The following is an 11,203-nucleotide window of genomic DNA, read 5'->3' as shown; positions in this document are numbered from 1 at the left end:
TCAACAAGCTCAAGCACTTCCGACGCTTCGCAACTCGCTACGATCGACGCGCCAGCCACTTCCTCGCCTTCATTCACCTCGCCGCTGCAATGATCTGGATGCGATGAATGTCGATTCAGCCTAGTCGTTACGCGAACCTTTGACGCCCCGGCGCGCATCGTGTTCGAGGCCTGGACCAAGCCCGAGCTGTTCATGCGGTGGTGGGCACCGAAGTCGATGGGCGTGCCCCTGTTTTCTTGCGAGATGGATGTTCGTACCGGGGGCAAATACCGTCTCGAGTTCGGACAGGATGCCTCAAACTCAAGGGGGGCATTCTTCGGCAAGTACATCGAAGTGATACCGCACTCGCGGCTCGTCTGGACCAATGATGAAGATGAGGACGGCGCCGTGACCACGGTGACCTTTGAGGAAAAGGGTGGCAAGACGCTGCTGATCTTCCACGAACTCTATCCCTCGAAGGAAGCGCTCGACGAAGCCATCGAGGGGATGGAAGGTGGGATGCCCGAGCAGTTCGAGCAGCTGGACGGGCTTCTCGTCACCCTGGGCGCGAGCGTGCGACGGTCATGAAGTCGTCGATCTCGCGGTCTGCCGCCTGGCTCTTTCCTATGCGGAAGAGAACCCCGACGAGGTCGTCGTCGTCCTCGACGACAAGACCGAGGCGAGCTCGAAGCCCAGCACGGCCACCTTACGCACGCTAGGAGATCTGCGAACGCGGCTTTTGACGACCGAGGTGCGGCACGAAGCAGCCAGGCAGCATTGGGCCGGGAACGGACTGGCCGCTATCGGAGGCTTCCTGTGTAGCGAACGCGAACGTCCGTTCAGGGCAGCGAGCGACGCGCAGTATTTACCTTAATGTGGGAGCAGTAGAGAGATCTTGACCCGAGGCGCGAAAAAGCAACGCAAATACAGCTGATTGGTTATGACGTAGGTATTCTCGCAGATGTGGTATTGGTCATCCGGGGATTCCTGGACACGGTCCTTTGGGATGATGAAATTATGGGGCAAATAAATGTAACCACCGTCAACCCTGGATCGCACTGAAGACCGAGGTATGGCGCGGCAATCGGAACCGCCGCAACACTTGAATTTCGTCAGCGGGTCAATCCTGTCTTCGTACCAATCATGGGCATTAGCGCCCGTTGCTGCGGCGATACACATTGCCGTGAAGATGAACCTCCGCATGGCATTCCCCGAGTATCGGCAGGCGCTGCTGGTTCGAGCGTCTACGTATATTAGCGTTCCACTAAAAATACCATTGGTCTCCGAACAGCTAGGCCGTCGTGCGCGCCGAGATGGTCTAGGAGCGTGTTGGCGATCTGTCCGTCCTGCGCCTCGCCAGCGGTCAGGCCGAGCACCGACAGGAAACCTTTTGCGCGAGTTGACCGTTGTAGCTACGAAACCGAGGAGAAGGTTGAATGGCATCCGTCCGATACATCGTTGCGGACGTCAACGAGGCGGTCGCGTTCTATCGAGACAATCTCGATTTCAAGATCGTTAAGCACAATCCGGGCAAGTTCGCCGCGCTGCTGCGCGACGACCTGACACTGTATCTCAGCGCCCCAGGTGCGGGGAGCGGTGGTCAGGCGGGCGGCGATCCGAGGCCGGGCGGTTGGAACCGATTTATGATCGTTACGAACGAGATCGATCTCCTCATTGAGCGGTTGCGCGGGGCTGATGCAAGATTCCGCGGCGAAATCAGCGACGGCGGTGCTGGCCGCGCCATCTTGCTCGAGGATCCATCGGGCAACGTCATCGAGCTATTCGAGTTCAAGAAGGACTGAACCTGACGCAGAGCTGACGGCGGCAGGCTGTTGGTTCGACAAAGCGGCGAGTTTTCGCCGCCGGCTTGGTTCCAGTCAGCGCCGCCTTACTTAACCTGACGCCGCCTTGCGGCAGAAGAGCCTGAGCCCCACAAGGCGCGCGAGAGAAGGTTCCGTCTGCCCTTGCGCGGAACAAGCTCGATATCGCTGACCAGCTTGGCGCCGCCCTTGCGCCGCTCCAGGGTGATCTTGCGGCTGTGGAAGTCTTCCAGCTCGGCGCGGTGCGCCACACTGATGATGGTGACCTTCGGCAATTCGTGGATGATCGTCTGCATCATCTTGTCCTGGCTCTTCTCGTCGAGCGCCGAGGTTGCTTCATCGAGCACGACGATATCGGGGCTGTGCAGCAGGAGACGCGCGAAGGCGAGCCGCTGCTTTTCGCCGCCCGACAAGGTCTGGTCCCATGGCGCGTCTTCCTCGATCCTGGCGGCGAGATAGGCGAGGCCCACCTTGTCAAGGGCAGCCTTGATCTCTTTAATCGTCCAGTTGTCGGCGGCGGCAGGATAGGCGACTGCACGGCGAAGCGTGCCCGAGGGGATGTAGGGACGTTGCGGCAACATGAACAGTCGCCTCTCGGAGTGGAAATTGACACTGCCGCCGCCCCACGGCCACAATCCCGCGACGGCGCGCACCAGCGTGCTCTTGCCCGAACCGGATTCGCCGGCCACCAGCACCCGCTCGCCCGGTTCGATCACGACCTCGGTTTCCTTGACCACGGACGTGCCGTCGTCGAGCGTCACGGAGAGATTGTCGAGGCTGAGCATCGCACCGTCTTCGGTTTCACCACGCTGGATGCGTCCCAGGGCGTCGCTCTGTTCGGCTCGCTCCAGCCCGTCGAGCGACATCATCAGCGAGGCGATGCGCCGCGCACAGGCGTTCCAGTCGGCGAGACGGGGATAGTTGTCGACCAGCCATCCGAACGCGCCTTGCACGATGCCAAAGGCAGAGGCAGCCTGCATCACCTCGCCAAGCGTCATTGAGCCTTCGAGGAATTTTGGCGCACACAGCAGGATCGGCACGACCGGCGCAAACAGGCTCGACCCCTGCGACACCGCCGCCGTGCGCATGTGCTGGCCGGTCAGCAGCGCCCATTGCCTCAGCACATGGCCGAAATTCCTGTCGATGCCGCTGCGTTCTTCGTCCTCGCCACCGAGCAGGGCGATGCTCTCGCCATTTTCGCGCACCCGCGTCAGCGTGTAGCGCAGTTCGGCCTCCGCCTGGTTCTTCCGCTCGGAGAGCTGGACGAAGTTGCGGCCGATGACCACCATCGAGGTTGAGGTGATGGCGGCATAGATCATCGCGGTGATGACCAGGAAGCCGGGAATGGTGATGCTCTCGCCGCCGATCGGCAGGGTCAGCGCGCCGCCGATGGTCCACAGCACGACGATGAAGGTCGAGGCCGACAGGAACGCGTTAAGGACGCCGGCGATGAAATCGACGGGAGATTCGGTGGCGATGCGCAGATCCTCGGTCATGCGGGCTTCGGGGTTCTGGTGGTCGCCGCCGACGAGGTTCAGCTGGTAGTAGCGGCCGCTGGCGAGCCAGCGCGCGATGACCGCGGTGGTCAGCCAGGAACGCCAGCGGCGCTGGATCGTCATGCGCAGGTAGACCTGCGCGACGACAAGGCTGCCGCTGCAGATCACCAGCGGCACGAATACGGCGCTGAGGAAATAAACGCTGCGGGCGTTGCGTTGCTCAAGAGCATCGAACATCGAGCGGTTCCAGACATTGATGCCATACTGGAAGCCGATATTGATACAAATCAGCAGCAGCACCCCGATGGTGAACGGCCAGGCGAGCCGGTCGCCGCGCCGGCTCCAGTAGCCGCGCGCGCTGATCCAGAAACGCCGCAGCAGATATTTCTTGCGCGCCTGCTCGGCCTGCTCCGGCGTCAGCTCCGGATCGGGCTCGACGGCCTCCGGCGGCGGCGCGGCCACGCCGACGACCTCCTCGGCTTCGACTGCCGATGCCTTCTCTTCGCGCGACTTCTCTCCGCGCGATTTCTCTCCGCGCGATTTCTCTTGGCGCGATTGCTGCTGGCGCGACTTCCGGGCCCCGCCCGGCCTGGCGCCGTCGGCCGATTTCGGTTTGACAGCTTCTGACATCAGGCCGACAACGGCTTAAAAATCAGAAGGTTTCATGATGTCCGCTCGAGAAGCCAGCGGGCAGCCCGCTGAGCGTCGGCTGCGTGGTGTCATTGACGGCGGGAACGGCTCGTACCCGGCGGGTTTTCGCCGCCGGCTCGTTCTCAGTTAAACGCCTGGCCGTAATGGAGCAATTTGAAGCAATCGCCACTGCCCGACTTTGACTGCATCAGCACGGATTTCGACCCGTCGATCCATTCCTGGTGCGATCTGGCATCGGCCTCGATCGCATCGGCCGGCGCAAGGCCGACGAAGCCGCGCCCCTTGCTGAACAGCCAGCACGCGCGGCCGAGAAACTTCCTGCTGCGCTGACGCAGGAGATCGGCATCGTAAAAGATGTCGAGCACTTCCTGCTTGATCTTGCTCCCCTTTTCAGGACTGGCGAGCGCAACCTCGACCGGCTCGCCGCCGATCGCGTCCAGCAAATCCTTGTAGTCAAGGGCGAGCTGGGTGGTGGCATATTTGATCTCGTTCTCGTCCCGCACGATGTTGAACCACAGCGTCGGATCGAGCTCGTTGACGACGAACGAGGTTTCGAAATCGCGCGACAGGTTGAGGATCTCGAACGCCTGAACATCGACGTCGCGCTCGACCAGAAGGATCTCGGCGACCTGCTTGCCGAGTTCCGTTCCCTGCGCGCTGACCGCGGCGTTCGTTCCCCCAAGGTCCGGACTGACATAGGGCCCGCCTTGATCCAGCAGCTCGTCGAATTCGCCGAGCGATGCGACGACAGGGGTGCCGCGGGCAATGCGCGCCGCCAGTTTGGCCATCACCTGCTGCAGCTCCGTCTCGCGTCTTTTCTGGTCCTGATAGTTCTGCTGGAAGAAGAAGATGAACAGAGACACGCCGATGCCGATCAGGATCACGCCGAGCTGCGAAAAGATGTTGCGGTAATATTCCAGCAGCTTTTCGCGATGGCGCACGTCGTCGCGCACGCTGTGGGCGACGCGAAGATTGACGATCAGCGACAGGATCAGCAACCCGGCACCGACCAGGATGAGGCCGCCGATGAGGAGGTAGCCTTGGCCCGTGCCGAAATCCATTCGCCTGCCCTGAACCCCAGACTGCGCAGATTAATGCCATTTTGCTTAAATACCTATGGGCTCGTCGGCGAGGGCGGCGGTGAAGCTGCCAATCTCCCACTTGTGGGGGAGATGTCCGGCAGGACAGAGGGGGCGCGAAGGAATGCGACGGCTGCCAGACTGCGGCAAGCAGATGGTTGACCCGCCTGACCATCCGGTCGATAGCTCCGCCAGAAATCGCCCCGAGAAACCCAATGACTTCAGACGCCAACCTTCACGACGCAACCGAGCGCACTCCGGCCGGCGACGCCGCCTGGCAGGACGATGTCCGCGAAGGCGTGCGGCATGTCCGCGATCTGGAGTCCCTGCCGCTGTCGCCGGCCGAGCGCGCGGCGGTCCAGCAAGCGGCCGCGAACCACAAGGTGCGCATCCCAAAGGCCTATCTCGACCTGATCGACTGGAACGACCCGCAAGATCCGATCCGGGCGCAGGTCATCCCGTCGCTGCAGGAACTGGCGGAGCAGGAGGGCGAGCTCGACGATCCGATCGGCGACCATGACTTCAGCCCGGTGCCGCGGCTGACGCATCGCCATGCCGACCGGGTGCTGTTGTTCCCAACCTATCAATGCGCGGTCTATTGCCGCTTCTGCTTCCGTAAGGAGTCGCTGACCTCGATCGGACGCGGCTATACGCGCGAAGCTCTCGAGCCGGCCTTCGCCTATATCGCGACCCACCCCGAGATCCGCGAGGTGATCCTGACCGGCGGCGACCCGCTCTCGCTTCCCGACAAGGCGCTGGCCGAGATCCGCGCCCGCATCGAGGCGATCCCGCATGTGCGGCTGCTGCGCATCCACACCCGCGTGCCGGTCGCGCTGCCAGCGCGCATCACATCAGGGCTGGTTGCCGCCTTGCAGGGCCGGCTGATGGTCACCGTCGTCACCCATTTCAACCATGCGCGCGAGATCACTTCACGTACCGAAGACGCCTGCCGTACCCTGAGGCAGGCGGGCTTCGTGCTGCTTAACCAGAGCGTTCTGCTCAAGGGCGTCAACGACACTGTCGAGGTCCTGGAGGAACTCTGCCGCGAGCTGATGTACCGCCTCGGGGTAAAACCCTATTACCTGCACCACGGCGACCTCGCGCGCGGCATGGCGCACCGGCGCACCACGATCGCCGAAGGCCAGGCGCTGGCCGGCGCCTTACGCCGGCGGCTGTCAGGCATCTGCAACCCCGTCTACGTGCTGGACCTGCCGGACGGCGGCGGCAAGGTGCCGCTGGGACCGTGTTATGTCGAGGCGCGGGATGGGGAGACGTGGCGCATTCGCGGACAGGATGGGGAGGTGAGGGTGTACAGAGCGGTGGTTGGGGAGTAGAGGCGGCTCTCTGAAAAGCCTGGCTTCTACGAGGCGTGCTCGCCTCGCACGGCTCCCTGGAACCGGACTCAAGGTCCCGCATTGTATGAGCGGGGCCTTAAGGAGCGCGTGGCGTGAAAGCTTTGTTGGGAATAGTCGGCGGCTTCGTGCTGACCCTTTCCGTCTTCGCCAGCGGCCTTGCCTTCGCCGTCTGGCTTCTCGCCGCAAAGCCCGTGCGCCAGATCACCCCCAGCATTGGCGTCGCGGAACTCTGGACCAAGGACGCGCATCCGGTGAACAAGGAGGCGCAGACGTTGGAGCGTATCCCGGCCGAGCAGGCTGCGGTGCCGGACGCCAAAGCTGATGCGGCCGCCGCGCCGCAGACTACCCCAGCGACGACCGACGCCATCGCGACCTCCGCCATCCAGCCTTCGACGGATGAGGAGCTGGCCTCGGCAGTACTGCCCGCCGCCCATGTCGAATGGTGCATGAGCCGCTACCGCTCGTATCGTCCCGGCGACAACAGCTACATGTCCTATAGCGGGCAGCAGCGCCCTTGTATCTCGCCCTATCTCGACCCCGGCACCCCCCGACGCGCCGCGCAGCCCGCCGATGCCGCCAGCTACGTCGAGGCGAATGACGCTTCGATGGACGGCTACGCCACGACGTACGAGGCGGACGGCGCCCAGCTTTCGCCCGATCACATGGAATATTGCTTCAGCCGCTACCGCTCCTACCGACCGGAAGACAACACCTACCAACCTTACTCGGGTGGCCCGCGCCAGCAGTGCGAATAGGGGTGTGAGGGAGCGGGTGAAAACAACCGAATGCAACCTGAAACCGGATTGAGACATAACTGAAACATCGACGCAGACGGGCGACATGTCTGCGAAACGCCCCGGGGGGATGGTCACGCAGGCCAGAACCCAGAGGAGCGCGCCGATGACGCCCGACCAGATCCGACTTGTGCAGGACAGTTTTCGTGAGGTCGTCCCGATCCGCGCGGCTGCCGCCGCCTTGTTCTATGAACGCCTGTTTGCGATCGACGAAAACCTTCGGGCGCTGTTTCCTGTGCGGGACATGACCAAGCAGGGTGCCAAGCTGATGGCAAGCCTGGGCTTCGTCGTGCATGGACTGGATCGTGCCGAGACCATTCTGCCGACCGTGCGCGAACTCGCCAAGCGGCACGTCACCTATGGCGTTGAAGAGCATCATTACCCGATCGTCGGCCAGGCGCTGATCGAGACGCTGGCGACCGGCCTCGGCGCCGCCTTTACCCCGCCAGTGCGCGAGGCCTGGGAAGCAGCCTACGGTCTGCTCGCGAGTGTCATGATCGCAGCCGCCCGCGAGGACCAGCTCGCGGCGTGACGTGACGGGCTGCGGCCGCAGGCGGCTCGTTCGCCCGTTCCAACGGGATCAGGCATTCAACCGCTGAATTCTTCATCGAGGACGCGCAAGCCGTCCTCGTATTTCGATGTCGAGGCACCAATCTGGCGTGCCTGCCAGAGATTGTCGGCAAGGTCTGCGCGCTTGACCGGGAGTGCCACCGGGTTGGCTGCTGCCCTGCGTACGAAAGCGAGATCGTCCTCGTCAGGTCGTCGGGTGAGCGCGTCTACGGCCGATACGATCGATGGTCCGAAGCCTGCCTCTTCGAGCCGGTCACGGCTCCAACCCTCACTCTTCTCAAGAACGTCGTGCAGGTAGGCAACAGCCTTCTCATCAAGCGTTTCGACGGCGTCGGCGACCCGGTGGCAATGCTCGATATAGGGCTGCCCCGTTTTGTCCGTCTGCCCGGCATGGGCCTTTTCGGCGATCTTTGCCGCCTGGTAGAGCACGCTCATGGCTTCGATCCTGTATCTGCCTCTTTGGATCTAACCGGGAAATGGGCCGTGGGTTCCACACGCGCGATGGCTTGCCAACGCCGTAGCCGGAACGAAGGGCGGTGCATCGCGTTTGTCGGCAGGAGGCAGCGGAGGGGCCGCATGCGTGTCGAGATGGTCGTTGTTGAACCGCTGCGCATCGCAGTTGCCGCCGCGCCAGCGAGGGCATCCTGATGTCAGTGCCAGGACTGGCCTATGGCCCGTTGGGTGACAAATGCGTGCACCTTTGCGTCGACATGCAGCGGCTGTTTGTGGAACCATCGCCTTGGGCCACACCTTGGATCACCCGTGTGTTGCCGCGGATCGAGAGCCTTGTCGAACGACGCGCCGCGCAAACCGTCTTTACCCGCTTCCTGCCGGTACAGAAACCAGGCCAGGGCATCGGCACCTGGAAGCGCTACTACCAGCGTTGGGCGTCAATGACACTGGAGAAGATTGGCCCCGAGATGGTCGATCTCTTGCCTTCGCTGGCGATGCACTGTCCACCCGCAAGCGTTATCGACAAGCATATCTACTCGCCCTGGTTCGAGGGCAGGGTCGCGAATTTTCTGGCAAAGCGGGGGATCGACACCTTGGTGATCACCGGCGGCGAGACCGACGTATGTGTGCTCGCCACTGTGCTCGGCGCCATCGACCTCGGCTACCGTGTGGTGCTGGTGACGGACGCGCTGTGCAGTTCCTCCGACGCCACGCATGATGCGCTTCTGACCGTCTATCACCAGCGCTTTGCGCAGCAGGTGGAAACGGTGGAAATGGAAACGATCCTGTCGAGCTGGACCTGATGCAAGGATTAAGAATCCTGCTTGCCGTACTCGTTAGGAGCGACCGAATGCGAAGAGCTTCGCATCGGTGTCCTCGGCGCCGCCGATTGCCGACAAAACGATCTCCGATGCGATTTGCGAAAAGGTGATGCCATTGCCACCATAGCCCATGACTGCATGAACGCGCGGGTGCCCGGGCAGCGCACCGATATAGGGCAGCCCCGTTGTCGTCGTGCCAAACGAACCGGTCCAGGCAAATTCGGGGTTGGGATCGAGCTGCGGCAACAGCCGCACTAGCTTTGCGGCCAATCGTTCGGCCTTGCCGGCGATGAGCCGATCGCGATCTTTCTCATCGGAGAAGTCTTCATCCTCGCCGCCGCAGAGGACACGGCCGTCGGCTGTCGAGCGGACGTAGAGGTATGGCTCTGATGCCTCCCAGATAAGAGCGGCGTCCGGCCAGATGTTTTTTGGCTGCCGCTTTGTGGCGATGGCCCAGGTAGAGACGATGCGGTGCGCCGTCGACGGGACGATGTTGGTCAACTCATAGCCGGTCGCCAGCACCAGATGTCGCGCTGTGATCGTTGGTCCATGTTTGGTACCGACGATGACTCCTTCGCGATCGTGGTCGATCGCCGTTGCTTCGACCGGTGCATAGAAGCGCGCTTTGCGTGCCAGCGACCGCAGCAGCAAACCCGCGGTTAGCTTGCGCGGGTCAAGCGCGAGATTGCCATGGCTGAGAATGGCGCCGGCGCGATCGATGCCGAACCCTTCCGCCAGGGCCTGACGGCTCAAGTAAGTTGCAGCGATTCCGGTTCGTTGGCGGGCCTCTGCCTCGGCGCGCAACGCGGATCGTCGAAGCACATTGCCGGCCAGGTAAAGCGCGGGATGGCAGGTGAGGTTGCAGTCGATCCCCAGTTCGGCGATCCGCCCTTGCAAATTGAGTACGGCCAGGCGCGACCGGCGCCATGCCCGCTCGGCATCGGCCTTTCCCCGCATCGCCGAAAGTTTTGTCAGCGGCTGGTCGAGCTCAAATTGCACCAGGGCCGTCGTGGCCGAGGTCGATCCGTCCAGCGGTCCGCGCCGGTCGATGCAGATCACCGAATGGCCGGCGCGCGTCAGTGCTTCGGCGGCCATGGCGCCGCTGATGCCCATACCGACGATCAGTACGCCGGTGCTTACGTCCCGCGTCAGTTTTTCTGTCGGCACCGATGGCGCGCGGTAAGAAAACCAGACTGGCCGACCGCTCCTCAGGTCGAGTTTGCGCGCCACCAACTCCTCCAGCACCTAGACGCAATGGGCGTCCGGTGATCGCTGGCCGCGCGCTAGAGGCGCCCGAGAACAACCAGAATGATGACGATGAGCAGCACCAGACCGAGACCGCCGCCGCCATAGTAGCCGGTGCCATAGAAGGGCCCACCGCCAAGGCCGCTGAAACCGCCAAGCAAAATCAGAATCAAGATGATGATCAGAATCGTGCCGAGACCCATGGATGGTTCCTCTCTCTAATGAGCTGCCAGCGCGGCAGCGCCAGATGCTGAAGAAGCGACCGTTTGACCTTGTTCAGACTCGCCTGCACCAGTCGTCTACCTGCCGCTCCGCCTGTTCCTTGGCGATCCCATACCTCTCCTGAATCCGCCCGAGGAGTTGGTCGCGATTGCCGTCGATCCGATCCAGATCATCGTCGGTGAGGTCGCCCCATTGTTCCTTGGCTTTGCCTTTGAACTGCATCCATTTGCCCTTGATTTGATCCCAATTCATCGTTGCCTTCCTTCTGTTGAGAGCTCGCACTCAACCGCACCCGCGTCTCCTTGTTAGGGGAGACGCGGGCTGATCAGGGGATACCTGATCGGCAGCAGTTGAGGGGACAGCTGCAGAGAAAGAACCGGGTCGATGACGAATTGTTCCGGAGCTCCAGGCGAAATGCTCCGGCACTGCCAAAAAAGACCCGCCGGCGGTCAGCCAGCGGGTTCGGAGTTCTGGAGTAGCCAGAGTGAACTGGCAGAAGATCAACGCGCGGTGGCTAGCTTTGTTGCACGGCGCATCCGCCAAGCGTCGGCGAAGAGCTTCTTGATCGCTGCCCCCTATGGAACCATCGTGCCACATGTCGGGTTTTTTCCACGCGGGCCGCGTCAGCCGGACCAGGTGGCAAAGAGAACAGGGTTGGTTTCTCCGGCTTCACACCCTGGCCAACGAAATGGCAGTCGAGCTCTTGTCCCACCCTGTC

The 11,203-nt window shown here is 62.5% G+C and carries 11 protein-coding genes and 1 pseudogene; 6 read left to right on the top strand and 6 right to left on the bottom strand.

All coding sequences use genetic code 11. The annotated features are described in order from the left end of the window. Positions 1–120 precede the first annotated feature (120 nt). Positions 121–567: pseudogene (locus D3227_RS38760) on the top strand (SRPBCC family protein); the annotation flags it as partial. A gap of 848 nt (positions 568–1,415) precedes the next feature. Then, positions 1,416–1,781, top strand: coding sequence for a VOC family protein (locus D3227_RS38750; protein WP_120019271.1), 366 nt, complete (start codon positions 1,416–1,418; stop codon positions 1,779–1,781). An 86-nt stretch (positions 1,782–1,867) separates the two neighbouring features. Here the strand turns inward: D3227_RS38750 and D3227_RS38745 are convergent, their stop codons facing one another. Together D3227_RS38745 and D3227_RS38740 are read right to left on the bottom strand one after the other, a co-directional pair. Then, a complete protein-coding gene (locus tag D3227_RS38745) occupies positions 1,868–3,925 on the bottom strand; it encodes an ABC transporter ATP-binding protein/permease (protein WP_120019270.1) in 2,058 nt (685 codons plus the stop codon). Positions 3,926–4,068: 143 nt separating this feature from the next. Next, positions 4,069–5,007, bottom strand: a complete 939-nt coding sequence (locus D3227_RS38740; RefSeq protein ID WP_120019269.1) for a hypothetical protein — start codon at positions 5,005–5,007, stop codon at positions 4,069–4,071. Positions 5,008–5,240: 233 nt separating this feature from the next. On the opposite strand from D3227_RS38740, the gene D3227_RS38735 reads away from it, so the two are divergent. The 3 genes from D3227_RS38735 to D3227_RS38725 all read left to right on the top strand — a co-directional run bounded on the left by D3227_RS38735 (position 5,241) and on the right by D3227_RS38725 (position 7,706). After that, entirely contained in the window at positions 5,241–6,359 is a 1,119-nt protein-coding gene (locus tag D3227_RS38735) for a KamA family radical SAM protein (protein WP_120019268.1), read from the top strand. A gap of 113 nt (positions 6,360–6,472) precedes the next feature. Then, positions 6,473–7,135, top strand: a complete 663-nt coding sequence (locus D3227_RS38730; RefSeq protein WP_167481060.1) for a BA14K family protein — start codon at positions 6,473–6,475, stop codon at positions 7,133–7,135. A 145-nt stretch (positions 7,136–7,280) separates the two neighbouring features. Beyond that, entirely contained in the window at positions 7,281–7,706 is a 426-nt protein-coding gene (locus D3227_RS38725) for a globin family protein (RefSeq protein ID WP_120019275.1), read from the top strand. Positions 7,707–7,762: 56 nt separating this feature from the next. On the opposite strand, the gene D3227_RS38720 is transcribed toward D3227_RS38725, so the two are convergent. After that, on the bottom strand, positions 7,763–8,179 hold the full coding sequence (locus D3227_RS38720; RefSeq protein ID WP_120019266.1) for an HD domain-containing protein: 417 nt from the start codon (positions 8,177–8,179) through the stop codon (positions 7,763–7,765). 212 nt (positions 8,180–8,391) lie between these two features. On the opposite strand from D3227_RS38720, the gene D3227_RS38715 reads away from it, so the two are divergent. Then, complete coding sequence (locus D3227_RS38715) at positions 8,392–9,000, top strand: cysteine hydrolase family protein (RefSeq protein WP_120019265.1); 609 nt, start codon at positions 8,392–8,394, stop codon at positions 8,998–9,000. Between the two features lie 33 nt (positions 9,001–9,033). Here D3227_RS38715 and D3227_RS38710 read toward each other — a convergent pair whose 3' ends face one another. The 3 genes from D3227_RS38710 to D3227_RS38700 all read right to left on the bottom strand — a co-directional run bounded on the left by D3227_RS38710 (position 9,034) and on the right by D3227_RS38700 (position 10,737). After that, on the bottom strand, positions 9,034–10,248 hold the full coding sequence (locus D3227_RS38710) for an NAD(P)/FAD-dependent oxidoreductase (RefSeq protein WP_120019274.1): 1,215 nt from the start codon (positions 10,246–10,248) through the stop codon (positions 9,034–9,036). Between the two features lie 53 nt (positions 10,249–10,301). Then, the gene (locus tag D3227_RS38705; RefSeq protein ID WP_006201457.1) at positions 10,302–10,466 is read right to left on the bottom strand and encodes a DUF3309 family protein; all 165 of its coding nucleotides are present in this window, start codon (positions 10,464–10,466) and stop codon (positions 10,302–10,304) included. 73 nt (positions 10,467–10,539) lie between these two features. Further along, complete coding sequence (locus D3227_RS38700; protein ID WP_120019264.1) at positions 10,540–10,737, bottom strand: CsbD family protein; 198 nt, start codon at positions 10,735–10,737, stop codon at positions 10,540–10,542. Between the last annotated feature and the right edge of the window lie 466 nt (positions 10,738–11,203).

It is taken from the genome of Mesorhizobium waimense (assembly GCF_003601975.1).
GTDB classification, from domain to species: Bacteria; Pseudomonadota; Alphaproteobacteria; order Rhizobiales; family Rhizobiaceae; genus Mesorhizobium; species Mesorhizobium waimense.
This window is presented reverse-complemented; position numbering and strand designations above follow the sequence as displayed.

Coding starts and splice junctions, on each gene's coding strand:
- D3227_RS38700 (WP_120019264.1), bottom strand. CDS start 10,737: ATGAATTGGGATCAAATCAAGGGCAAATGGATGCAGTTCAAAGGCAAA.
- D3227_RS38720 (WP_120019266.1), bottom strand. CDS start 8,179: ATGAGCGTGCTCTACCAGGCGGCAAAGATCGCCGAAAAGGCCCATGCC.
- D3227_RS38745 (WP_120019270.1), bottom strand. CDS start 3,925: ATGTCAGAAGCTGTCAAACCGAAATCGGCCGACGGCGCCAGGCCGGGC.
- D3227_RS38740 (WP_120019269.1), bottom strand. CDS start 5,007: ATGGATTTCGGCACGGGCCAAGGCTACCTCCTCATCGGCGGCCTCATC.
- D3227_RS38705 (WP_006201457.1), bottom strand. CDS start 10,466: ATGGGTCTCGGCACGATTCTGATCATCATCTTGATTCTGATTTTGCTT.
- D3227_RS38735 (WP_120019268.1), top strand. CDS start 5,241: ATGACTTCAGACGCCAACCTTCACGACGCAACCGAGCGCACTCCGGCC.
- D3227_RS38725 (WP_120019275.1), top strand. CDS start 7,281: ATGACGCCCGACCAGATCCGACTTGTGCAGGACAGTTTTCGTGAGGTC.
- D3227_RS38750 (WP_120019271.1), top strand. CDS start 1,416: ATGGCATCCGTCCGATACATCGTTGCGGACGTCAACGAGGCGGTCGCG.
- D3227_RS38715 (WP_120019265.1), top strand. CDS start 8,392: ATGTCAGTGCCAGGACTGGCCTATGGCCCGTTGGGTGACAAATGCGTG.